Origin of the sequence: Pseudoalteromonas aliena (assembly GCF_038155085.1) — a bacterium.
GTDB classification, from domain to species: Bacteria; Pseudomonadota; Gammaproteobacteria; order Enterobacterales; family Alteromonadaceae; genus Pseudoalteromonas; species Pseudoalteromonas aliena_A.
Genome location: NZ_JBAKAU010000002.1, coordinates 1 through 24,656 on the forward strand (window position 1 = coordinate 1; position 24,656 = coordinate 24,656).

The 24,656-nt window shown below is 38.3% G+C and carries 23 protein-coding genes and 3 pseudogenes; 21 read left to right on the top strand and 5 right to left on the bottom strand.

Going from position 1 to position 24,656, the window contains the following annotated elements; all coding sequences use genetic code 11:
* The first annotated feature begins 45 nt into the window (after positions 1 to 45).
* The 15 genes from V6260_RS02820 to V6260_RS02890 all read left to right on the top strand — a co-directional run bounded on the left by V6260_RS02820 (position 46) and on the right by V6260_RS02890 (position 13,535).
* Positions 46 to 528, top strand: coding sequence for a hypothetical protein (locus V6260_RS02820; protein ID WP_341592583.1), 483 nt, complete (start codon positions 46 to 48; stop codon positions 526 to 528).
* A gap of 106 nt (positions 529 to 634) precedes the next feature.
* A complete protein-coding gene (locus tag V6260_RS02825; protein ID WP_341592584.1) occupies positions 635 to 1,078 on the top strand; it encodes a hypothetical protein in 444 nt (147 codons plus the stop codon).
* Positions 1,079 to 1,191: 113 nt separating this feature from the next.
* Entirely contained in the window at positions 1,192 to 1,680 is a 489-nt protein-coding gene (locus V6260_RS02830; protein ID WP_341592585.1) for a hypothetical protein, read from the top strand.
* A 104-nt stretch (positions 1,681 to 1,784) separates the two neighbouring features.
* Positions 1,785 to 2,333, top strand: a complete 549-nt coding sequence (locus V6260_RS02835) for a hypothetical protein (protein WP_341592586.1) — start codon at positions 1,785 to 1,787, stop codon at positions 2,331 to 2,333.
* Positions 2,334 to 2,497: 164 nt separating this feature from the next.
* A complete protein-coding gene (locus V6260_RS02840; RefSeq protein WP_341592587.1) occupies positions 2,498 to 2,674 on the top strand; it encodes a hypothetical protein in 177 nt (58 codons plus the stop codon).
* Between the two features lie 37 nt (positions 2,675 to 2,711).
* Positions 2,712 to 2,933, top strand: coding sequence for a hypothetical protein (locus tag V6260_RS02845; protein WP_341592588.1), 222 nt, complete (start codon positions 2,712 to 2,714; stop codon positions 2,931 to 2,933).
* Positions 2,934 to 3,095: 162 nt separating this feature from the next.
* Positions 3,096 to 4,295, top strand: coding sequence for a metallophosphoesterase (locus tag V6260_RS02850; RefSeq protein WP_341592589.1), 1,200 nt, complete (start codon positions 3,096 to 3,098; stop codon positions 4,293 to 4,295).
* 121 nt (positions 4,296 to 4,416) lie between these two features.
* Positions 4,417 to 5,097, top strand: coding sequence for an abortive infection system antitoxin AbiGi family protein (locus V6260_RS02855; RefSeq protein WP_341592590.1), 681 nt, complete (start codon positions 4,417 to 4,419; stop codon positions 5,095 to 5,097).
* A gap of 71 nt (positions 5,098 to 5,168) precedes the next feature.
* Entirely contained in the window at positions 5,169 to 5,426 is a 258-nt protein-coding gene (locus V6260_RS02860) for a hypothetical protein (RefSeq protein ID WP_211001385.1), read from the top strand.
* A 190-nt stretch (positions 5,427 to 5,616) separates the two neighbouring features.
* Positions 5,617 to 6,573: a kinase gene (locus V6260_RS02865; RefSeq protein WP_341592591.1), complete on the top strand. Its 957-nt coding sequence runs from the start codon at positions 5,617 to 5,619 to the stop codon at positions 6,571 to 6,573.
* 146 nt (positions 6,574 to 6,719) lie between these two features.
* Positions 6,720 to 7,349, top strand: a complete 630-nt coding sequence (gene upp, locus V6260_RS02870; RefSeq protein ID WP_193226868.1) for a uracil phosphoribosyltransferase — start codon at positions 6,720 to 6,722, stop codon at positions 7,347 to 7,349.
* Between the two features lie 9 nt (positions 7,350 to 7,358).
* Positions 7,359 to 8,597 carry a uracil-xanthine permease family protein gene (locus V6260_RS02875; RefSeq protein WP_341592592.1) on the top strand — a complete coding sequence of 413 codons (1,239 nt, stop codon included), beginning with the start codon at positions 7,359 to 7,361 and terminating at the stop codon, positions 8,595 to 8,597.
* A gap of 145 nt (positions 8,598 to 8,742) precedes the next feature.
* The gene (locus V6260_RS02880; protein WP_341592593.1) at positions 8,743 to 10,488 is read left to right on the top strand and encodes an HAD-IIB family hydrolase; all 1,746 of its coding nucleotides are present in this window, start codon (positions 8,743 to 8,745) and stop codon (positions 10,486 to 10,488) included.
* A complete protein-coding gene (locus tag V6260_RS02885; protein WP_341592594.1) occupies positions 10,481 to 11,701 on the top strand; it encodes a glycosyl transferase in 1,221 nt (406 codons plus the stop codon). Before V6260_RS02880 ends, V6260_RS02885 begins: the two co-directional genes overlap by 8 nt.
* Before the next feature lie 55 nt (positions 11,702 to 11,756).
* Complete coding sequence (locus V6260_RS02890; RefSeq protein ID WP_341592595.1) at positions 11,757 to 13,535, top strand: sugar phosphorylase; 1,779 nt, start codon at positions 11,757 to 11,759, stop codon at positions 13,533 to 13,535.
* 53 nt (positions 13,536 to 13,588) lie between these two features.
* On the opposite strand, the gene V6260_RS02895 is transcribed toward V6260_RS02890, so the two are convergent.
* A complete protein-coding gene (locus V6260_RS02895; RefSeq protein ID WP_341592596.1) occupies positions 13,589 to 16,429 on the bottom strand; it encodes a TonB-dependent receptor domain-containing protein in 2,841 nt (946 codons plus the stop codon).
* Positions 16,430 to 17,042: 613 nt separating this feature from the next.
* Here V6260_RS02895 and V6260_RS02900 point away from each other — a divergent pair.
* Positions 17,043 to 17,432 carry a cytochrome b562 gene (locus tag V6260_RS02900; protein ID WP_341592597.1) on the top strand — a complete coding sequence of 130 codons (390 nt, stop codon included), beginning with the start codon at positions 17,043 to 17,045 and terminating at the stop codon, positions 17,430 to 17,432.
* An 83-nt stretch (positions 17,433 to 17,515) separates the two neighbouring features.
* The gene (locus V6260_RS02905; protein WP_341592598.1) at positions 17,516 to 17,902 is read left to right on the top strand and encodes an OsmC family protein; all 387 of its coding nucleotides are present in this window, start codon (positions 17,516 to 17,518) and stop codon (positions 17,900 to 17,902) included.
* A 63-nt stretch (positions 17,903 to 17,965) separates the two neighbouring features.
* On the opposite strand, the gene ykgO is transcribed toward V6260_RS02905, so the two are convergent.
* On the bottom strand, positions 17,966 to 18,100 hold the full coding sequence (ykgO, locus tag V6260_RS02910) for a type B 50S ribosomal protein L36 (RefSeq protein ID WP_341592599.1): 135 nt from the start codon (positions 18,098 to 18,100) through the stop codon (positions 17,966 to 17,968).
* Positions 18,097 to 18,366, bottom strand: coding sequence for a type B 50S ribosomal protein L31 (locus V6260_RS02915; RefSeq protein WP_341592826.1), 270 nt, complete (start codon positions 18,364 to 18,366; stop codon positions 18,097 to 18,099). Before V6260_RS02915 ends, ykgO begins: the two co-directional genes overlap by 4 nt.
* Before the next feature lie 186 nt (positions 18,367 to 18,552).
* Between V6260_RS02915 and V6260_RS02920 the strand changes: the two genes are divergently transcribed.
* Positions 18,553 to 18,822: a hypothetical protein gene (locus tag V6260_RS02920; RefSeq protein ID WP_341592600.1), complete on the top strand. Its 270-nt coding sequence runs from the start codon at positions 18,553 to 18,555 to the stop codon at positions 18,820 to 18,822.
* A gap of 158 nt (positions 18,823 to 18,980) precedes the next feature.
* Here V6260_RS02920 and uvrA read toward each other — a convergent pair.
* Positions 18,981 to 21,544, bottom strand: a pseudogene (uvrA, locus tag V6260_RS02925) (excinuclease ABC subunit UvrA).
* 202 nt (positions 21,545 to 21,746) lie between these two features.
* Here uvrA and V6260_RS02930 point away from each other — a divergent pair.
* The 3 genes and pseudogenes from V6260_RS02930 (at position 21,747) to V6260_RS02940 (ending at position 23,556) form a co-directional block, all read left to right on the top strand.
* Positions 21,747 to 22,162 (top strand): annotated as a pseudogene (locus tag V6260_RS02930) (hypothetical protein).
* Between the two features lie 52 nt (positions 22,163 to 22,214).
* Positions 22,215 to 22,760: a DUF7010 family protein gene (locus V6260_RS02935; protein WP_341592601.1), complete on the top strand. Its 546-nt coding sequence runs from the start codon at positions 22,215 to 22,217 to the stop codon at positions 22,758 to 22,760.
* A 352-nt stretch (positions 22,761 to 23,112) separates the two neighbouring features.
* Positions 23,113 to 23,556, top strand: a complete 444-nt coding sequence (locus tag V6260_RS02940; RefSeq protein WP_341592602.1) for an energy transducer TonB — start codon at positions 23,113 to 23,115, stop codon at positions 23,554 to 23,556.
* Positions 23,557 to 23,594: 38 nt separating this feature from the next.
* Here V6260_RS02940 and V6260_RS02945 read toward each other — a convergent pair.
* Positions 23,595 to 24,547 (bottom strand): annotated as a pseudogene (locus tag V6260_RS02945) (IS110 family transposase).
* Between the last annotated feature and the right edge of the window lie 109 nt (positions 24,548 to 24,656).

The following is a 24,656-nucleotide window of genomic DNA, read 5'->3' on the forward strand; positions in this document are numbered from 1 at the left end:
AGCTAACCCACGAAAAGCGGAGGCTAACACCGTGTGGGAGTCATTATGTCTATATACCCTAAGGAAATTATGCGATTTACTCTAGCTTTTTTAATCTTTTTGTCACCTTTTTCTGTTGCTCAAGAGGTTAAAACAGAGTCATTTACTATTAATTTACCTGACAAATTAAAAGTCCAAACTGATAAAGTCAGACGTATTTTAGCTTTTGGTCCGAAACATAATCCTTTTATTAGTATTGAGTTTGGGAAAGGCGTTAATGAACAATATTCTGATATTGCTTTAAGAGTAAAGGATACACTAGCTTCAATGGGGGGACGCCTCTCACCAAAAAGTTGCGGTGATGGCTGTGAAGCCATGTATGGAAAAGCTCAAGTGAAAAATGAAGGTTTAACTTTATATTCTTATTTTTATCTTGTAAAAAGTAATAAGCAAAGCTTTATAATCTCGGTTGCTTCTCAAACCAAAATTGAGTCGGGAGAGCTTGAAGTAACCAATATTGCTAAACAGATTTTGCAATCGGGTATATAACAAGTTGCTTAAACGGACACAAACAGCTGGCTGTGCTCGTTCCTCGCAAATTATAGCCAGCTATTTTTAGCCGCTTAGCAAAGCGTTATAACTCACGGAGAGTTTGGTGAAAGATTCTATGTTATTTACTATCCTTGCGGGTGTTAGCATATTTATTGTAGGGCAATTTTTTCTTAAACTTGTACTCGAACCAATTGTTGAGTTTAAAAAATCTCTAGGTGAACTGTCAGCTTTTTTCTTAAGAGAGCAATCTAAAATTACGAATGCCCATTGTACTGTAGAGATAGAGCATGAATTAAAAGGGCTTGCATCAACACTACTATCTACAAAACAAGCTATTCCATTCTATTCGTTTTTCTCTATGTTACGCTGGCTGCCATCGACGAAAGATTTATACAGTGCATGTGGCTCTCTTAATCTTATTTCATATTACGTAATGCCTAATAATCCAGATATTGAATCCAAACCTGATACTTGTTTTAAAATTAGAGATGAAATGAGTAAAATAGCTAAATGTTTAAATGTAAAAATATCATATAGTGAGTTATAACAAGCCACTCAAGCGGGACTAAAACAGTTGGCTACTTTCGCTTCGCTCTGTATTATAGCCAACAATTTTTAGTCCCTTAGTGGGGCGTTAAGTTGCTATCAGAATCGAGAGTTATGCGAGCATTTAAAGTAATAAACCTTAAAAAAGAAAATAAGCTAAAAAGTCAATTTTCACAATTTTTAGTTCCGTACCTCGAGTACGAAGAAGGGTTTAATCACTTTTCCAGAATTTGTGTCTTCGATCATTTCCTAGATTCTGAAGAAGCTATTAAGTTAATTGACAATATATCCAAAGAAGAAAGGATAAATAGAGATATAAAATGGTCTGCTTTATATAAAGCTATAAGTAATAAATTTGATATTTATATGCTTAAGTACAGAAGTGGTAAATTAATATTTAAAGAACCTAGAAGTTCAGAGTTATTGTGTAGAAGATTGGGCAGAATGGATATTGATGGGCATGTTTGGTTTGTAATTCCCGAATTAGATCTTTGTTACCAACAAAATTGGGACGACACTCATTTAGTTTACTATCAAGATCCCTCGAAGCTCGAGGGCTTTTTAAATATAGTTTATGACTCTGGTTTGTATTGGCTAAATTAGCAACTTAACAAGTCATTGCAAAGGACAAAAAACAGCTGGCTGTTTTCGTTCCTCAACATTTTAGCCAGCAATTTTTTGCCTCTGAATGAGGCGTTAGAAAGCCTATGAAGAATTTGAGTTACCTTTTAACTTTGTTGTTTTTATTTGGTTGTGGAAAGAAAGAGCCTGACATTGTTTGGGATTGGGGGTATTTACCTTCATCAGAAATATCTAACTCTAAACGGGAACAATGTGCTCACGAGTATTACCAGTCTTTTCCAATTTCGACAGATAGTGGAGAAAGCCTTAGGATTGGACATAGTTCTATTTCCGGCCGTTCTCATAAATACTATATTGGTTCTGGTTGTATGGTTGCTACTGTAAGCACAAGAGTCTATTTAGATGCTGACAAACAAGCTAATAATTTTTACTCGGTTTCTGTCTTAATGCCAACTTTAGATGATAGGTGCAGGAGTAACTCTTATATACCAGCATGTAAGGAAAGCTTAGTTAGTCACACTGTCTTATTTTCTAGAGATATTTCAGCTAGTGAGATTGGTGACTATTTTAAAAGTAAGACTATGAATCAAATCGTAAGTTACGACGAACACAGTCGTGTTGTATCTTTTCAACTCAGAAATAAAAGCCTTGAGTATGGGATGCAGGCTTTCTAACAAAACAAATTAAAAGTGCGGACAAAAAACAGTTGGCTTTGTTCGTTCCTCACAAATTTTAGCTAACTATTTTTTGCCGTTTATTTGTTTTGTTATACCTTTAGATGACTTTAAGCAGCTAGTCATAAACTTAAACATTCATGCACTAAATATAAGGATTTATCATGGCAAAATATAGTATTTCGTATGCTCGATATAAAATTGATGCAAAAGGAAAAAAAGGAGGAGTAACAAGCACAAGTAAAACTGTTGATGCACCTACCCCTGAGGTTGCTATGACAATGATTCAAAGTCAGCATCCCGATTACACAATTGAATATCGTAAAGTTCAAGAAAAGTAATCTTAAAAAAGTACTACTGAATAAGGAAAGTTAAGTCATGAAAGAAAATCTAACATCAGAAAACCATAGAGAAATGGAAAAGTTTTTGTCTAGGGTTTTGGATGGGTATAAAAGCGGAAATATTTCAAAGTCTGATGCTGTTAGTGGGCTTGCTCATGTAATGGCCGCTTTAGATATTAATAATACACCAGAGGCTATTTCTTGGTTTAATCAAAACGAGCTAGATTTTTTTAAAGATCCAACAGATATAAGTTCATAGCAATTAAATGGCAGGTATAACAAGTTGCTTAAACGGAAAAATAACAGTTGGCCATCGCTTCGCGATTATAGCCAACCATTATTTTCCGCTTAGCAAGGCGTTAGCTGCATCGAATATGCTAATTTTCTCTACGTGATAAAATAATAAAAGGAAGTTTCTCTCTTGAAAAAATTATCTATTTACCTCTTTAACTTATTGTTGCTAACTATATTGTCTTTATGCTTTTTGAGTTGGTACACAGGCTCGGGAATTAGAATTTCAGATGGAAGATATTTAGGCTATTCTGCAAAAACTAATGAATGGCTTATGTTTGAATACCAAAACATCCCCGTTTTGCATGATGGCCCATACGTATTTCGAAACAATGGCAATCGATTTGCCAACTACATTACTGGAGATAACAACTCACCCGCCAAACTCTCTCGTGTTGATATTAAATATACCGTTTCGGTGACTGTAGATAATCAGTTCAATACTAACTTCACTGTTAATCTCAGAAATAGCTATCCTCGTTCAGAGTTAGACATTCCGAGCCCTGCTAGATATTTAGCAATTTCGGATATGGAAGGTAATTTTGATGCAATGATAAACCTTCTAAAATCAAACGGTGTTATAAATGATTCGTTAGAGTGGAGCTTTGGTTCAAGCCATTTAGTGCTTATTGGTGATATGGTCGACCGAGGAAAAAACGTAGTTCCTTTATTATGGTTAATTTACAAGCTGGAAGCAGAAGCTAAGTCAGCCGGAGGCTATGTTCATTACATTTTGGGAAATCATGAGCGTTATTTATTAGATGGTAGAGTTAAATCAGCAGCTAAAAAATATTATGGAACATTTCGAACTACAGGAATGTCTCCTCGGGAATTGTGGTCTGAAGATTCCGAGCTAGGGAAATGGCTGCGGAGTAAGCCTGTTATGTTAAAGGTGGGTAGTACATTATTTGTACACGGTGGCGTTTCGCCAAGAGCTTTGACCTACAACTTGTCGTTGGAAGATATAGATGCAGAGGCGGAGCGTAACTTTGTCATTGGCGATACAGTTAGGCGAAATATTGATAACAGTATTATTCATGGCTCTGATGGCCTTTTGTTCTATCGAAACCTAGCAAAAGATATGAGTAAATATGAACTCGGCGATAAAGTTGGTGTTGATCATGTAGATAAAGTACTTTCAGAATTTAAAGTCAATAGATTAGCGATTGGACATACTTTAGTACGTAATATTGGCCACGATTATGGTGGTAAAGTTATACGTGTTGATGTACCTCATTCAGAGGGTACAAGTGAAGCTTTGTTAATGGAAAACTCTTCATTTTGGGTGGTAGATAACAAAGGAAAAAAATCACCTTTAGGCAAGTTATAAAGCAGCTAACAAGGGTTTTCAAGTCGGACAAATTACAGTTGGCTTTTTGTTCGTACCTCACTTATTTTAGCCAACAGCTTTTGCCGCTTAAAACGGCGTTATGCTTTTAATAGGGGGCAGTGTGATAATTCACTTCACCAGAAAGTTTGATTACCTTAAATCTATTTTGTCTTTTTGTTCATTTAGGCTGAGCTATTGTGGTGAGTACTTTGGTGATAATACAGGCAAAGTAATTTCTAGAGCCGCACATCCAATGGTATCTTTCAGTAACTATAACGATGAAGAATTACATACAAAGATCGTAACGTACGGTGGGTATGGTATCGCAATTAAAAAAAGTTGGGCTGTCGAGCACGGGCTAAGTCCAGTCAACTACGTTGAGAAAAACTCACCCGTTGCACAAGGATTAGTCTCTTTATTGAAAGCACGACAAAATAAAAAAATACCTAGCTCACTTCGCTTACCAATCATTCAATTGAAATGTTTCACCAAGCATGTCTATGGCTTTAATAGCAAGTTCAACGAGCCTAGCTTCGATTTCAAAGCAGAAAATGAATGGAGGTTTGTTCCTAGCCTAAAGCAGATAGGTCGCAATAAAATATCAGAGAACTTTTCCACCTACGACAAGAACCAGCAGAAATATAATAAACGGTTAGAAAAGTACCCGTTACGATTTTCTCTTACTGACATAGCTTTTGTTTACGTAAAATCGGAGATTGAGAGAAATGAAATAATTACACAAACTGGTTTGCTAGCATCTCAAGTCAAGCTGAGGCTATGGGTAGAAAAACATAACAAGTGATGAAAAGAAAATTACAGTCGGCTATAATTTTCCACTTAGGTAAGCGTTATGTGATCAAGGAGAGTCTCACAATGATATTTGAATACATTCCTCAGGTTTTGGGGATATTAGCTTTATCAATCTATTCAGTACGTAGGTTTAAAAATGGATATGATGAGAAGAATTTCTTTAATGTCGCTACTATTTGGGCTGTAGTAGCTTTAATAACGTTTTGTTTTTCAATCATGTCTTTTGTTGTTCTCAATATATATTTTGGCGTTATTTATTGCGCTGTTTTTGGTGTTTCAATTGTTGTTGCTATGAAATTTCGTAACACAGAAAAACAATAATAAGTAAAACACCCATTCTAATTTTGCACTTTCAATTAGAATCGAGTACACATCGATTAGATAAGCTAAGTTGGCTTCACTTCAAAAGGAAAGTATATTTTTGTTAAACCGTACGGTTTTTTATTATGTACTTTTATTAAAAATATCTTCTAATGTTAAACTACAAAAAACTTAACTACTTAATATAGCCATGGTATTTTACATTCCTCTATTACAGCCTCATTTTAAACACATTGAAATTGGCGATACGTTAACATCGCTTTGGAGTGGGTGTGGCAGTATTGTTCAGTGCCAGCTTGATGATGAGCCTTGTGTCGTCAAGGCAATTAAAATACCAAGCCACATACACCATCCTAAAATTAAACAAAGTGAAGTTGCACTTAAAAGAAAGCAGTACTCCTATAGTGTTGAATGCACTTTTTATAAGCTTTATAGTCCGCATTTACCAAAACATGCGCAAAGTATTGAATGTATTGGTGCAATTAATAAAGACGATGAATATGCGTTAGTGTTTAAGGACTTCACCAAACATGGGTTTACTAAAGCAGGGCCACAACATGTTAAAGCTATATTAAAGTGGCTTGCGCACTTTCATGCGTTTAACTTAAGTAAACCCGCAGATGGGTTATGGCAGCAAGGCAATTATTGGCATTTAAGCACGCGGCCAGATGAGTTTAATAAATTAAGTGAACACGCCGATAAAAAGTCCGATATTAGAAGTGCTGCACATAAAATAGATAAAATATTGCAAACATCGCACTATAAAACGCTGATTCATGGCGATGCTAAACTTGCCAACTTTGCGGCTGATGAGCAAAGTGAAATACTAGGGTATGACTTTCAATATGTGGGTGCTGGGGCAGGGATTATAGACGTGATGTACTTTATGACCAGTTGCTTTAATGATAAGCAGCTACATGATCACGCAGATGAATATTTAGCTTATTATTTTACGCATTTAAAAAGTGCGCTTAAAATTTATCAGCCAACTATTGATGCTGATGATGTTACTGCACAGTGGCAAGCATTATGGCCGCTAGCATGGGCTGATTTTTATCGCTTTTTAGCAGGCTGGAGCCCTGAGCATTTTAAAATTAATAGTTACATGCTTAAGCAGGTAAATATCACGTTAGCGAGTAACATTTAATAAACACAATGGGTTGATGGCTTGCATAAATATCAAGCAAAACAATGCATTTTGGCACGACCTATGAAATCTTTACTTAAACTACAGGTCAAATGACCTTTTTTAATATAAAATACTGCAAATTCTTGTATCAGTAGGTTTATATCATGGCAATTCACGTTATTTCTCACCCTCTTGTTCAACATAAACTAGGCCTAATGCGCGCACACGGTATTAGTACTAAAAGCTTTCGTGAATTATGTTCTGAAGTTGGAACCTTATTAACTTACGAAGCAACTAAAAACCTACAGTTAGAAGATAACGAAATTACAGGCTGGGATGGCAATAAATTAAAAGTAGAGCATATTAAAGGTAAAAAAATTACCGTAGTGCCTATTTTACGCGCTGGTCTTGGTATGATGGACGGAGTTATGCAGTTATTACCAGCAGCTAAGGTGAGCGTTGTTGGCCTTGAACGTAATGAAGAAACACTTGAGCCAGTTCCATATTTTGAAAAGCTCGTTGGTAATATTGATGAGCGTTTAAGCTTAGTGATTGACCCTATGCTTGCCACTGGCGGCTCAATGATTGCCACAATCGATATGCTTAAAAAAGCAGGCTGTAAAGAAATCAAAGTAATTGTACTTGTTGCTGCGCCAGAAGGTGTGGAAAAAACATTAGCTGCGCATCCGGATATCGAAATATTTACAGCTGCTGTCGATAGTCACTTAAACGAAAAGGGCTATATTATCCCTGGTTTAGGCGATGCGGGCGACAAAATATTCGGTACTGTTTAGGAGTATTCAGTGCAAAATAATGACACCTTTTCAGTAAAAACTATTTTAACGGGCGCGCAAATGTTGTTTGTAGCATTTGGTGCGCTGGTATTAGTGCCACTTTTAACGGGCTTAGATCCTAATGTTGCGCTTTTTACCGCTGGCATTGGTACTTTGCTGTTTCAGGTAGTGACTAAAGGCCAAGTGCCTATATTTTTAGCTTCATCGTTTGCTTTTATTGCACCCATTATTGCTGCTGTGCAAATGTGGGGCGTGCCGGCCACTATGGGCAGCTTAATGGCCGCAGGCTTTGCCTATATGCTTTTAAGCTTATTAGTAAAATTTAAAGGCGTTGCAACGCTTCATAAAATTTTACCACCTGTGGTTGTAGGCCCAGTAATAATGGTTATTGGTTTAGCGCTTGCACCTGTTGCTGTAAATATGGCGATGGGTAAAAGTGGCGACGGTAGTATCCAAATTATTGATTACACCAGCGCTATTTATATTTCGTTGTTTTCACTGGTGGTTACGCTTATTTTTGCAGTGTGGGGAAAAGGCGTATTTAAGCTCATACCCATTCTGGCAGGGGTTGTAGCAGGTTATTGTTTATCGCTTGCTATGGGGGTTGTGCAATTTGATGCGGTATCTAATGCACAGTGGTTTGCTGTACCAAATTTCACATGGCCTGAGTTTAAATGGCAGGCTATTTTGTTTATGGTGCCTGTAGCAATAGCACCTGCAATTGAGCATATTGGCGATATGATGGCTATTAGCCAAGTAACCAATAAAGACTTTTTGAAAAAGCCTGGGCTTCACCGTACGTTGTTTGGTGATGGCCTTGCTACTTCGGCTGCATCGTTATTTGGCGGCCCGCCTAACACAACTTACTCAGAGGTAACGGGAGCAGTTATGCTTACCAAAAACTTCAATCCTAAAGTAATGATGTGGACAGCCATTATCGCCATTATTTTAGCCTTTGTTGCTAAAATGGGATCTGGCTTACAGACTATACCTGTACCTGTAATGGGCGGCATTATGATTCTACTTTTTGGCTCTATTGCTGTAGTGGGTTTAAATACATTAGTAAAGTCGGGCGATGATTTAACCGCGCCGCGTAACTTAAGTATTGTTGCACTTATTTTAGTGTGCGGTATTGGCGGTATGCATATAGGTGGTAGCCAATTTAGTTTAGAGGGCGTAAGTTTATGCGCTATTTTAGGTATTGTACTCAACCTTGTATTACCTAAGGCGCAGCCTCAAGAGAGTTAGTAGTGCACATAAGTTAAAAGTATTGCACCAAAATAGCGCATTTTCAATGCGCTATTTTTTTAACCTACTAATAAATATACAAAAATAATAATGGTCTAGTATCTGCATTTAATTTCAACAACGCATTGTATGCAAAGGAGTTACTATGTCAGAGGCCAATATTGTGGATATAACCCCGTTTTTAGCAAAACACCAACTGCCTTTAAAGTATCAATATTTGAGTGAGCAATATTTTGTTCCACTCGCGCATGACATCCTCGAATCTAAAAAAACAAATACTCCTATTTTTGTTGCCATAAATGGATGCCAAGGCTCAGGAAAAACAACACTCGCCGATTTTTTAGTTACGTGGTTTTCTAAAAACACACCTTTTAATAGTGTCGCGTTGTCTATTGATGATTTTTATTTAGCAAAAAAAGCTCGTAGTGAGCTTGCCAAAGATGTACATCCTCTTTTTATTACTCGCGGGGTTCCGGGGACTCACGACGTAGCATTAATGAATAGCACAATAACTAATTTACTGGCAGGAGAGGTAAACGTACCGCTCCCACGTTTTAATAAACACGAAGACGACTGTGTGCCAGCAAGTGAGTGGCTTACAAACGAAAAGCCAGTTGATATTGTTATTTTAGAAGGGTGGTGTGTAGGCAGTGAGCCACAACCGCTGTTTTCATTGAGTGAGCCGCTTAACGAGTTAGAGCAAAAATTTGATAAAGAAGGCGTTTGGCGCCGCTGTGTAAATAGCTGTTTGGCAAACGAATATAAAGCCGTTTTTAACCTAATTGATTACACCTTGATGCTAAAAGCACCGAGTTTTAGTGATGTTTTTACATGGCGACAAGAGCAAGAACAAAAGCTAATAGCCAAAGAAGGTGAAGGCTCAGGCACCATGACTAATGAGCAATTGGTGTACTTTATTTCTCATTTTGAGCGAATTACACGTGAGAACTTAAACACACTGAGCGCTAAAGCAAACGCTTTAATCGAACTTGATAGCAACCGCGATATTAGCGGTATGCACCTAACAAGTGATGATACCCTTCAACCGATTATTTTTACAGATTTAGATGGCACATTACTCGATCACGCTGATTACAATACAAGTAATATCAGTGAGTTGTTAAAGCAGCTACAAAATGCGCATATTCCGGTGGTGTTTAATACCAGCAAAACATTTTGTGAAGTTATAGAGCTTAAAAACGATTTAAATATTCAACAACCCTTTATTGTAGAAAATGGCGCTGCTGTTTACATTCCAGAAGATTATTTTGAACTCAAGCCTATTGGTTGTAAAAAAGTAGGCGCGTACTGGTGTTATGCAATGGCAAAGCCGTTATCGAGTTTATTAAATGATTTAAATACTTTAAAGGCGGATTATAAAGCGCATTACAAATTATTTAGTGACTTATCGAGTGAGCAAATATCAGAGCTTACTGGCCTTAGCGATGCACAAGCAAGACGCGCACAAACCCGCGATTATTCAGATCCTCTTTATTGGTATGGCAACGACGAATTACTTACAACCTTTGTAAACGATGTAGAAGCCCTCGGTTACGATATTAAAATTGGCGGGCGCTTTATACACATTGCCAAAAATACCGATAAAAGCGCTGCACAGCAGTGGTTAGTTAAACAGTTTACCCATCATTTCAGAAAGCCTCTCACGGTCATAGCACTGGGTGATAGCGATAACGATAAGCAAATGTTAGAGCACGCAAATATCGCCATTATTATCGCCAATCCGGCCAGTAAAAAGCCGGTTAAATTGTCGCACAACAAAGCACGATACTCTCAATCACCGGCACCGCTGGGCTGGATTGAAGAAATAACATCGTTGCCGTGTATAAGCAGTATTTTAAGTATTTCTGAGGAGCAAAAATCTCATGGCTGATTTTTATCAAAATGGCATTATTACAACATTACATAATATTGCCGACAGACCTATAGAAGATCTAGAAAAAGAGCTACTTACTTTTAGTAAGCAGCGCCCAATGGGATTAATACTACCTTCGTTATTTAGTGAATTAGAAGGCCCTGCGCTACAAAATATAGTTAGCGAGTTGCGCGAAGTACCATATTTATCACAAATCACGATAGGCTTAGATAGAGCCGACGAAGCACAGTACCGCCATGCACTTGGCTTTTTTAAAGAGCTAAACCAAAATCATAAAGTATTATGGAACGACGGCCCACGCTTACAAGCGCTTGATAAAGAATTACAAGAGCTAGGTGTTGCACCACGTGAGCTGGGTAAAGGGCGTAATGTGTGGTATTGCATGGGCTATAAATTAGCTACAGCAGAAGTAGAGTCTATCGCACTGCATGATTGCGATATTTTAACCTACGACAGAAGCCTACTTGCTCGCTTAATTTACCCCGTTGCGCATCCGCGTTTTAACTATGAATTTTGTAAAGGATTTTACCCTCGTACTGCTAATGGAAAAATTAATGGCCGCGTATCACGCTTATTAGTAACGCCGTTACTTCGTTCGTTTAAAACAATTTTAGGTAATACTGATTATCTTGAATATATGGATTCATTTAGATATCCGCTTGCAGGTGAGTTTTCGTTTAGACGTGATGTATTAAACGATATTCGTATCCCAAGTGACTGGGGCCTTGAAATAGGTGTACTAAGTGAAATGTATCGTAATTATTCACATAACCGTTTGTGCCAAGTAGATATTGCCGATAACTATGATCATAAGCACCAAAAGCTTTCACTTGATGACCAAAGCGCAGGCTTGTCTAAAATGTCGATTGATATCACTAAGGCATTGTTTAGAAAGCTGGCAACGCAAGGCGTTACGTTTACGAGCGAAACTATTCGCTCACTAAAAGCAACGTACTACCGTATTGGTTTAGATTTTATAGAAACCTACCATAACGATGCGCTTATGAACGGGTTAACACTTGATGTACATCAAGAAGAAAAAGCAGTAGAAATGTTTGCACAAAATATTATGGAAGCAGGCCAACACTTTTTAGAAAACCCAATGGAAGCGCCATTTGTGCCAAGTTGGAACCGTGTTGTATCAGCAATGCCAGACGTATTTGAGCGCTTAAAAGAAGCCGTAGATCTAGATAACGAAGAATATAGTTAACCTGCGTACAGGTTAACTAGCCTATAAGTCTAAACAATAAATATTAGGGGCGCGTGTGATTTCAGTTAGCGAATTATTTTTACAACGAGTAGAGCAACATCTTCATATTATTTATGAGGGGGTTGAGCTGCCTTTATCGGTTACTGAGCTTTCTCAGCAACTCATAAAAATTATATTAGGTAGCAATGCACTGCGTGACCCAACGCCTCATACAAACCGGTGGGATGAACAAGATATTGTATTGATTGCTTATGGCGACTCTATTATTAAGCACGATGATAGTGAATTTGCAGTATCGAGCCCTATAGAGGCACCGCTTAAAACATTACACAGGTTTATAAAAGAGCAATGTGATATGCAGCTTAATGCGCTGCATATTTTGCCATTTTATCCGTATAGTTCAGACGAAGGCTTTGCCGTAATGAACTATGTGCAAGTGAATGAGTCGTTGGGTGATTGGGGAGATATTAAAAACATCGCTAAAGATGTAAAGCTAATGGCGGATTTAGTTATTAACCATTGCTCAAGCAGAAGTGTGTGGTTTGAAAATTTTTTAAACGACTTACACCCGGGTAAAGACTACTTTAAAACGGCTAACTTAACCGACGATTTAAGCCAAGTTGTACGTCCGCGAACCTCATCGTTATTAAATACGGTAACTACGCCAAGCGGCGAAAAACACGTGTGGTGTACGTTTAGTCACGATCAGGTTGATTTTGACTTTGGCAATCCAGATGTACTTAAAGAGTTTGTGGGAATAATTAGGCATTACTTAGATAATGGCGTACGTTTATTTAGACTCGATGCGGTCGCGTTTTTGTGGAAAGAGCTTAATACAAGTTGTATTAACTTGCCGCAAACACATGAAGCCGTAAGGCTAATGCGAACGCTTATTGAGCACGCAGAGCCCAGCGTAGTTATTATTACCGAAACCAATATTCCAAACCAAGAGAACTTATCTTATTTTGGTAATGCCAACGAAGCGCACAGTATTTATAACTTTGCACTGCCGCCTTTATTACTACATACATTACTTAGTGGCGATAGTACTGCAATTAAGCACTGGATGATGAGCATGCCGCCTGCGCAAAATGGTACGGCATACTTTAACTTTATAGCCTCACACGATGGAATAGGGCTCAGACCAATTGAAGGTTTATTACAACCCAGCGAAGTGGCTTCACTAGTAAGTACCACTATGCAATTTGGTGGTCGGGTATCTATGCGTACTAGTAACGATGGCACGCATACACCTTATGAGTTAAATATCGCTTTATTTGATGCAATGCAAGGTACGCACAATGGCCCAGATAAGTTTGGCCTTGAGCGGTTTATGTGTGCTCACGCCATTATGTTTGCGCTTGAAGGTATCCCAGGGCTTTATATTCATAGTTTGTTGGGTACAACTAACGACTACGAGCGCTTTGAAAACTCTCAGCATAATCGTGCGATAAATCGTCATCGTTGGCAAGAGTCAAAGTTATTGGCTGCAATTGGTGAGAAATACAGTCATCACCATAAAGTGTTTAATGGTATAAAAAGTTTATTAGCTGTACGCAAAAAGCAAAGTGCCTTCCACCCAAATGCTACACAGTTTACGTTGCATTTAGCGGGGGGATTATTTGGTTTTTGGCGACAAAGTATAGACAGACGCCAAAGCATATTTTGTGTTTATAACATTAGTGATAAACCACAAATACTTACATTGGCCGATTTAAACTTAATTAACACCCAAAAGTGGTTTGATTTGGTGGCAGATAAAACGATTGAAGAAAGCCAATTAACAATAGAGCTAGAACCATACCAAAGCGTGTGGCTGAGCAATATAAAATAAAATGTATAAAAAAGGCTCGCAGTGCGAGCCTTTAATTTAACTAAGTTATTTAATTATAAGCTGTAGCTTAAGTTAATGTAGCCAAAGCGGCCAATGTTGTCGTAACTTGCGCTACCCGCGCTTGTACCACGTGAACCGTACGGAAGTTTACGATTAAATACGTTATCAACACCTACTTTAACTGCTAAACCGCTATCGAAGTTATAACCGACTGTCATATCGGTAATAAAGTATTTACCGTAAGACATTTGATTACTTGGGTTCGGGTTGTTTTCAAGCTCAACATTTGTATATAAATCTACTTCACTTAAAAAGCGTGTTTCAACTGTTGAGAAAAAGTTATCCATAACATAACTTACAGATAAGTTAGTTTGCCACTTAGCTTCACCGGTTGTACCTGCGTATTCAATGTAGTTACTAGGGTCGTCTTGGAACGGGTAATCTTTGCGTTCAATTAAATATGTACCAATTAAGCGAGTTTTAAAGCTACCTTCAAGCGCTTCAAAGTCGTAACCTAGTTCAAAATCTATCCCTGATGCTTTTTGGCCAGCAACATTTAATACAGAGTTTTGAATTAAAGTAATTTCGCCACTTGCATTACGTGTAATTAAGTTACAGTACTGATTGTTTATACCTGTTGCGCTATCAACACAGCGATCAAGAATGTCTTGCGCGTCAATTGTGTCAATTGCATCTTCAAGTTCAATTTCCCAATAATCAATAGTAAGTAGCGCGTTTTCTAAAAACTCGGGTTGGTAAACAATGCCTACAGTTGTACTTGTTGACTCTTCGCCTTTAACATCGCGGTTACCACTGCTTAAACCATCTAAAGTGGCTGAATCGTAATCTGAATTAAAGTCACTCGCTACGCCTAATGCGGCACAGTTTGCAGTACGTGTTGCACCGTTTGATAAGTCACCTAAGTTTTCAGCGCGACAAGGGTCGTCTACATTGTAAAAAGTTTGACTCGGTGCACCAAATACTTCACTAATGTTTGGCGCACGAAGTGCTGCAGATTGAGTTACGCGTACACGTAGCTCATCATTTACAGTCCAATCAAGACCAAGTTTCCAGCTTGTGGCTTCGCCAATCGTACTGTAGTCAGCATGACGTACCGCAGTATCAAATACTAAGTCTTGAATAAGTGGCAAATCAGTTAAAATTGGCATCGTCGCTTCAAAAAATACTTCGCGTACGTTGAACGAGCCTTTATCTTCGCCCAGTGCGTTAAAGAAAGTACCTTCTGCGTTATCTGGCTCTTTTGTTTCGCTCTCTTCTTTGCGGTATTCTGCACCAAATGCAACACCTACATAACCTGCTGGTAATTCAAAAATAGCGCCATTAGCAAGTGAACCAGAAACAACCGTTTGCTTAATAGTTGAAGTGCCAACAGATACCGTATTTATGTAATCAATGGCTTGTTGAGATGGTGCACCAAAACCCATAATATTTACAGGAACACAGCCATCAGCTTGGGCTGCAGCACTACGACATACTACGTTACCATCTGTATCTTCAACGGCATCAAGTGCATTAAAGTAGTTAGCTAAAATCATGTTAGCGCCGTTTTCACGCTCTAGATCAGTTTGGCCATAAACAACTGATGTATCTAATTCCCAATCTTCAAATACAGTACCTTTTAAGCCGGTAACAAAACGCGTAGTTTCACGGGTGTTGTTTTCTACGCGGCGGCCAAGGTCGGTCATCATGCGGTTAACCATGATTGAATCAACACCTTCCTCTTCCATACGTGCTTTAATGGCTGGGTCTAGGTAAGGGTTGTCGATTTTAATGCTATTGTCGCTGTCAAAAAAGAAAAACGCAGGTTGACCGATGCTTTCGCCTTGGCTATTTACGTATTTTGCATCAAAGTAAACGTTTAAGTCGTCGGTAACATCGTAGTTAACTTTAAAGTTTACGTTGTAGCGCTCGAATTCAGGTTGAATTTCTTCAAATTGACCAAGATTAAACGAATCACAGTTTGCACACGACAAGCCATCTACATTATCACCTATGTATAAGTCGCGAGCGCTGCTGTCGGCGTTAAAGCTATTTGTATAGCCATCTTCAAGTGCGTAAACACCGGCGTTATTAATGGCGTAATAACCAGCATTAGGTGTTAAGATTTTGTCAGGGAAGGCTGCGCTATCTTTGTTTTCATCTGTTTGGGCTTGATTACGTAAACTACTAAACGAAGTGCTAGTCCATGGGTGGTCAAGTGCGTTTAATGAATCTTGGCCTGAGTACTCAATAGCAAAAGCTGCATTACCACGACCGTTATTAAAGTTAGAGCCGTACGAGAACGTCGCTTTTTCGTTGTTGTAGCTGTTTAAATCGGCAAAACCTCTGGTAACACTAAAGTCCATACCTTCAATATTGTCTTTTAATATAAAGTTCACAACACCTGTAACCGCGTCAGCACCGTATACAGCGGACGCACCACCTGTGATAATTTCTACACGCTCAACCCATACACTTGGAATCGTATTTGTATCTACTGATTGAGAGCCTGCAGAGCTTGATACATGACGCTTACCATTTACAAGTACTAAGGTACGGTCTGTACCCATGTTACGTAAATCAAGAATATTTAAACCAGCAGTACCAATAAAACGGCCCGAGTTAGCCATAGAATATGTATTGCCAAGTGCTGGTAAATTGTTAAGTGCTTCACCAATGTTTACAGCGCCAGTATTAATAAGCTGTTCACCGCTTATAACCGTTACTGGTGCAGGTGCAATAGCACCTTCACGTAAAATACGTGAACCCGTTACTTCAACACGTTCAATTTTTGTTGCTTGCTCATCTTGTGCAAGCACTGAATTACTTGCTGTTGCAGCAGCAGTAATTAATGCACATTTAATGCTAGTAGAAAGTAAATTATGACGTTTCATGTGTTTCCCAAAGGAGGTTTTTAATAATTAAATACAATATTTATTTTTACTGAATACAGTGTGTATTTGGTAAAAGCCTATAACTTTTGTTATGAGGCCGGCGATTATTGCATGCTGATAATTTTATTAAAAGAAGCTAACTTACTGTAAAATAAGCAACTTGAAATAATCTGAATATCTATTATTGCCTTTTTTGCACTAGTTTGGGGTTGTAGATTAGGTGGCTTTTTATGCTGAATTTACATGGTGGATTTACTTTGTATTCATGCTGTTTATATTTTTATAGTTTTTATAATTTTAGAGGTGGTTTTTTTAGCAATTATTTTTTAGTTAAAAATACTTAGGATTATTCTAATTAATATAGAAAGCAGATGTTGAGTGTTATATATACATAGTTGTAAGTATTGTGTATGTAAATTCCGTTTTAAAAAGATATTAATGTAAGGCTTTACTCTCAAAAAAATCGAAGTTTGAATATTTTTCATCATTAAAGTCCAAAAAGCTTTGATGGTGTAAACCCCCTTTACAGTTTTGATGGCCTCAATTGCTCCTTAAGTTACTTTAGCGCGTAAACTTGGTACAATTTAGCTGTTTTTAATTAATAGGTTTGACCATGAAGTATTTAGTTATTATTTTTACATTGTTGTTTAGTTCAATGTCTTTTGCACAGCAGGAAGTCGATCTTGAAATAAATATGAAGAATACGGGCCTTGCGTATAAACAAGCAGTGCAGGCAACTCAACTTAGTGAATTTAATACTGCGATTGATGAATTTATAAAGCTGATAAAAGTAAGTAAAACCGCGAAGTTCTACAAAAAAGCTGAACAGTCGTTACAAGGCCTTGATAAAGTGATTGCCCAAGCTGAACTTGCTAAAAAAGCAGCGAACGAGCAGGGGTTAAGTGCGGCAAAAGAACCGTTAAAAAATATAGATAATTTACGTAAAAAATATCATGAGTTACATGAGCCTCCAGGTTTTTTTGAATTATTGTTCGGCTCATAAACCTAAACTACATGTATCTTTAGTAGCTACTTTTAAGCTAATTGCGTGAAAAGTATCTGCGGTAATAAATATAAGGAAACACAATGGAAATTTCAGTTTCAATGTTAGAAGGCCAAAAGCAAAGCGCTAAATTTGGCGACCTAGAAGTAATAAGCGATCAGAGTGTTAGCGCCGGTGGTAATGCAGAGCACCCAGAACCGTTTGATTATTTTTTAGTAAGTATGGTTTTGTGTGCAGGTTTTTATGCACGTAAATTTTGTGAGCAGCGTGATATTTCAACGCAAGGTATGACGCTTACTCAAAATAATGAAAACGTAGACGACAATGGTAAGAAGTTATTTTCAATTGAGATTAACCTACCAGACGGTTTTCCTGATAAATATAAAAAGGCGCTTATTGCCGCCGTTAATACCTGTACGGTAAAAAAAGTAATTCAGGCAGTGCCAGAGTTTTCAGTAGTGGTAAAATAATCCCCTCTAAATTAGGTAGCTTCAACAAGCTACCTAATTATGTATTGAGCTCCACCGCTTAACTTATTTCTTTTTCATTCCTTGTATTGCTTTAAAACGTGGGTTGTTTTTACAGATTACAAATACGCGGCCTTTGCGTTTTACAATTTGACACCGCGGGTGTTGCTTTGCACTTTTTAAAGAACTTAATACTTTCATACCTTTTCCTTTTTAACTGTCGATAAACCTTTAAAACGACGATTAAACTGCCCAACGCTGCCATCTTTAGCTATAGTTTTTTGTTTGCCTGTATAAAATGGATATGAGTTACTTGACTCGTCAATAGGTACATACGGATATATATTACCGTCTATTTTTACTGTGTGGCTTATTTTAATGGTTGAGACAACAATAAAGTAAGAATCGGCAGCGGTACCGTGAAAAGCAACCATATGATAATCTGGATGAATATTTGACGTATTTATTCTCTCATTGCAAATTATTTAAATATTCCCCAAAAAGGCCGTAATTGCTGGCTATTTGTTCAAATAAATCAAAAAATAAGCACTTGAATTAAAAATACTGGCTATTGTTGTTTAGGCTGTTATAACTATATTTAAGAGTTAATAATGTTAGCAAGTATGGTTATAGAGCTATTACAGAGGTAATGTATGAGTAACGCAATACAACAACAAGAACAAATAGATCAAGGGGTAATGGAAACCCTAAGAGAGCGCGACCACAGTGCCTTGGCGCAACAAGTAAACCCTTTAACCTGCAATCACAATGATATTGTAGAGTTATTAGCACGGTATATGGCATTAAGCGAACAAGAAGATGATGAGCTGTTTGATGATTGGTTTGATAACCTGACTAAAGAGCAACATATTGTTTTAAAAGTATTTGAAATTTACCGTGGTCAATATGAGCATCAAAACTAATAGTTAAACTGCATTAAAGCGAATCACACTAAATTTAAACTAATGATTTAGTGCAATTCGCTTTTATTACTTGGTTACTTAGAGCTTATGCTTAGTAAAATAGGCTGTCTCTTTAAGTTTCACTTGTGTTTACATTACTTTTCTTTATAGAGCGCTAGCTAAGTTGCGCCATTTAAAAAAGGAGCTGTTCGGCTTATTTTAGATTGAGCTACATCTCTAGGTTTACCTTGCGCTACAATTAACCCGCCTTCGTCGCCGGCTCCTGGGCCAATATCAATAACCCAATCACTATTACTGGCTACTTGCATATCGTGCTCAACCATAATAACGGTGTTGCCGGCATCAACGAGCCCATTTAATTGCGCCATTAGCATGGCCACATCTTTAGGATGCAGGCCTGTGGTTGGTTCATCTAAAATATAGAGTGTATCGCCGCGTTGTGTGCGCTGTAATTCTGTGGCAAGTTTAATGCGCTGGGCTTCACCGCCCGAAAGCTCAGTAGCAGGTTGGCCTAAACGTAAATAGCCAAGGCCTACTTGTAGTAATGCATTTAGCGCACGTAAAATAGCGGGTTCATCGGCAAAAAATGTATGCGCCGACTCAACTGTTAAATTAAGCACATCGGCAATGGTTTTATCTTTGTAAGTAACCTCCAGTGTTTTTTCATTATAGCGTTTGCCGTTACACACAGGGCAAGGCGAATACACACTAGGTAAAAATAAAAGCTCTACGCTTACAAAACCAACACCTTCGCAGTTTTCGCAGCGACCCTTTTTAACATTAAACGAAAAACGACCTGCATCGTACTTACGTGCTTTAGCCTCAGAAGTGCTCGAAAACAATTTACGAACATGATCGAATAACCCCGTATAAGTTGCAAGGTTAGAGCGAGGTGTGCGGCCAATAGCTTTTTGATCAACTGTTATTAGGCGCTTTATGTGCTCAAGGCCCTCGGTAATTTTACCTTGGGTTGGTGTTTCGAGTTCTTGCTCGAGTAGCTCGGCTTCATCTGTAGGTATTTGCAGCTGCGATTTTTGGTCAAGTGCATCGTAAACAAGCTCAACTAAAGCTTGGCTGACTAAACTCGATTTACCAGAGCCAGACACGCCTGTAACGCTTGTAATAACGCCTAGCGGAAATTCTACATCGAGTTTTTTTAAATTATTACGCTTAATACCGGTAAGTTTTAACCATGCTTTTGCGCTGCGTTGTCGCTTGTTACTTTGTTTTAAAAGCTTTTCATCATTTTTAAAAAGGTATTGGCTAGTGTGCGAGCTGGTCACTTTTTGCAAACCTTCAACAGGGCCGCTATAAACAATATTACCGCCGTGAGTGCCCGCATTTGGGCCTACGTCAACCACCCAATCGGCGTGGCGAATAACACTTACGTCGTGCTCAACCACAAACACTGAGTTACCAGCGGCTATTAGCTCATCTAACGCGGCTAATAATGCTTGTGTATCTGCTGGGTGTAAACCTGCTGATGGTTCATCTAAGACGTAAACCACCCCAAATAATTTAGAGCGAATTTGCGTTGCAAGCCTCAAGCGTTGTAATTCACCAGGCGATAAAGAAGGAGTGGTGCGTTCAAGCGATAAATACCCTAAGCCAAGTTTGGTAAGTGCTTCTACGCGCTTAAGGATGTCGCTGGCTATACGCTTTGCGACTATGGTTTTCTCGGGATTTGCAGCGTTACTTTTAGCGGGGTTACTAGCTGAAAACCTTAATTTATCTGCCAGCTCATTGAGCGTTAATTGCGAAATTTCGCCTATATCAAGGCCTGCTACTTTAACCGATAGAGACTCTTTTTTAAGCTTTTTACCTTCGCACTGCGGGCATTGTGATATTTGCATATACTGCGACACGCGCTTTTTAGTACGTGGGCTTTGAGTGCTCGCAAACGATTGTAAAACAAACCGTTTAGCACTTGCAAATGTACCCATGTAGCTAGGGCTTTCTTCATTTTTAATAGCTGCTTGTGTTTGCTCAAGTGTGTACTCAGGAAATACAGGCACTGTAGGTGTCTCGTCGGTAAATAAAATCCAATCACGGGTTTTTTTGGCAGGGTATTCCACGGTTTATTAATATCGTGGCCTAAAGAGGTAAGAATACGGCTTAGGTTTTTACCTTGCCATGCCGGAGGCCACGCGGCTATTGCGCGTTCTTTAATTGATTTAGTAGGATCGGGTACTAGCAGCTCTTCGGTTACGTTAAATACACGGCCAATACCATGGCACTCTGGGCAAGCGCCTTGTGGCGTATTAGGTGAAAACGCATCGGCGTAAAGTATGCCTTGCCCTTTGGGGTATTCGCCTGCGCGTGAGTAAAGCATTCGCAGCGCATTAGAAATAGTTGTTATGCTACCAACTGATGAGCGAATCGACGGTGCGCCACGTTGCTGCTGCAAAGCAACGGCAGGCGGTAGCCCTTCAATAGAATCAACATCGGGCTCATCAACTTGATCTACTAACCTACGGGCGTATGGCGATACCGAATCAAGATAGCGGTGCTGCGACTCAGCAAACATCGTTCCAAATGCAAGCGACGATTTTCCAGAGCCTGATATGCCGGTAAAAACAACAAGTGAATTACGGGGGAGATCTACATCCACAGCTTTTAAGTTATGAACACGTGCGCCTCTTACTTGAATGCTGTGCTCAGGGTTTAATAAAGCCGATTGTGCATTACTAAACGCTTGGGTACTTGTAGGTGTGGTTGGCATGTAGTTTACTCCTGTTTGAAAACCTTATAATTACGCGAGCCTTTCAAGGTATAAAACTTACAGTAGTCTCACTGAATGTGCGCTTATTCAAAATATACGTTAAATTATGATTATTGGGCGTTTACATAATAGGTAAAAACTGAGAGTATAAATTTTCAACGATTTCTTTTAATAACACAATTTAATGAAGGGAAGTTGCACTGTGTTTAAAGCCTTAGTTTTGATTTTTATCGTGTTTTCATCGGCAGTTGCTGCCAACACCTCAAACACTCTTAATAATGTATTAAATGTTGACCGTGCCATACCCAGCAGTATTCACTTATCGTTTGCAAACGATAGCAACATAACCCCTAAAAAAGGGGATTTTAAAATCGTTAATTATGTATTAATGAGCAATGAAGAGGGCGAACGCTGGGCTGTTATAACACTTACTAACTTATCGTCTGGTACTCGAGAATTAGGTGAGGAGCACTTACTTGCACTTTTTGCTGACGGCAGCCGATTTATGCCAATGGAATTTAAACTCGGTTTTAAGGGCAACGAAACACAATCGGTCACGTATCGTTTGCCGATTATAAGTTCCCTATTTTAAGTGTGTATTCGAGTAACGATTTGTAATTAATAACGATGCGATATTAAATTAGGGGTATTTCTAAAATTAAGGATTTTTATGAAGTTTGAAGATGCGCAACAAAATATGAACCTCGCATACTTCGGTGGTGGAACCGGTGTATTAGTGTCTGGCTTGGTTTGGTGTATAGCTGGCTTTGTCGCATTACTGCATTCAAATCAATCGAGTATGCTTACTTTGTTTTTTGGTGGTATGTTTATACATCCTTTAGCCATGCTACTTTCAAAAGCGCTTAAACGCACTGGCAATCATGACCCTAAAAATCCATTAGGTAAATTGGCCTTAGAAAGCACTATTATTTTATTTGTTGGTTTGTTTTTAGCGTTTTACGTAGCAAAACTTCAAGCTGAATGGTTTTATTCAATAATGTTGATGATAATTGGTGTTCGCTATTTAGTTTTCAATACATTATATGGCATGAAAGTATACTGGATTTTAGGTGCTTTGCTTATGTTTTTTGGCATGTTGTGTATTGTATTAAATGCCAATTTTGTAATCGGCGCCTTTATTGGCGGGATAACCGAAATAGTATTTGCGCTAGTAATATTTGCCCAATCGAAAGGTATGGTTTTAAAAACAGAATAACAAGCTCTTATAATCGCAAAATAGTATGCTGTTGGAGTTACCCTTCAGCTTGGTAATATAGCAAAGGCTTTTAAAGTATTGAGTATCTGCAAATTGCATGTATCTATAAGTTGGCTTTGAGCGAGATATATTTATTCAGGTGAGTCATCATTAACTTAGTAAGAAAGAGAGGAGACTTTCCTATTTTTTACACACAAAGATAAGCTACAGGAAGAATAATATTTACACCTGGCAATAACTTACACTATTTGCTATTAATATAAGTTCACAAAATAAGGATGTTTTCGCGCTAAAATAGGGAAAGTGTCCTCTGATAAAGATGTTATGTGAATATTCTAACAAAGGAGTGTATATGAAGATTTCGATATTAATCCCAGTTCTTTTTGCTGTTCTTAGCGCTAGCGCTATAGCTAAAAATAAGACCATTTATGCCGACATACAGGTTACAGATGTAGATCCTACTAGTGATTTTATTTGGGAGCGAGCAAATCAAAATACGCCCAAGTATCCAATCGAGCTGGCTCGCTCAGGGGTAAGAGGCTGCGCTGTTTTGTCCTTTAATATATCAGACTCTGGGAAAACCGAAAATGTTGAGGTTATCAATTCACTGCCTAAAAAACATCTTGGTAAATATTCTCGAAAAATGTTAAAAAAATGGAAATGGGTTCCTGCAACAACAGTTTCAGAAACTGCCTCAGAAAAGAGAACATTAAGATTAGATTTTTGTATGGGTGGTGAGTCTACTGAGCAAGCTGAAAAGGCTTGTAAACAACAAACAAAATTAGCATGTGGCTAATTCACATAACAAAGTGACTATGGTGTCAATTCCTAATTTTAAACCATTTTAGGATCCCACATGACACCATCCCTCACCATAGAATTTATGATCACTACCAGCTTTCGTATACACGCAATAATGGCTACTTTTTTAGGCTTTCCTGCTTTAACCATGCGTTGATAAAGGTCTTTAAATTTAGAGTTGCACTGAATGGCTGACATCATTGCCATATACATTGCGGTTCTAATTTTAGGTCGGCCGCCACGTATCATTCGCTTACCTTGATACACGCCACTTTCACGATTAAATGGGGCTACACCCACTAAAGAAGCGGCCTCTTTGTTGTTCACATAACCTAACTCAGGCATATCACTAAGCAAGTTAAATGCGACCACATTGCCAACACCAGGCACACTTTGGATAATGGCATTTTTTGCTTTGTATTCGTCACATTCCTCAATAGTTTTTGAAGTTTTAAATCGACTTTATCTATTTGGTTTTTCAGTGCAGTTAAGATAGGTTTTATGAGTGACGATAGTGTTTTTGGCATTATTTGAGAGCGATTTTTCTCCATCGTTTGCATATCCATTAACTGGCGTCTTCTCGATAATAAATCGCTCATCAAGCGCATTTGCTATGGCTTTAAAGATGATAAAGGCGGTTTAATCGCTTCACCAAAGTGGGCAATAAGTTGTGCATCAAGTTTATCCGTTTTTGCTTTTTGGCCGATAGCGCCTGCGAAGCGTTTTATGTTCACGGGATTAGCAATAACGAAGGGAATATTTGCCTCAGCGCAGGCTATAATAAAAGGCTGTTCAAGACGTCCAGTTGCCTCAATAATAACGCGTGTTACTGGGTGTTTTCTTAAGATTTGAATGGCGTGTTTAATGCCACTTTGATTGTTTTCTACAGTAAAGTAAATGTCTAAAGGCCTGATATAAATATCGAGTTGTGTTTTACCTGTATCGACACCGACATTAATTTCATTTTGATTATTTTTTGTATTCATAATAAGCTGACTCTGCCTTGCTATTTGGGCTCGAGGCCCCTTTGACTATCCGAGTTTAATGCTTGGAGTTTATACAGCGTTCTAACTTGTTACCGGTCTCTCAATAGAG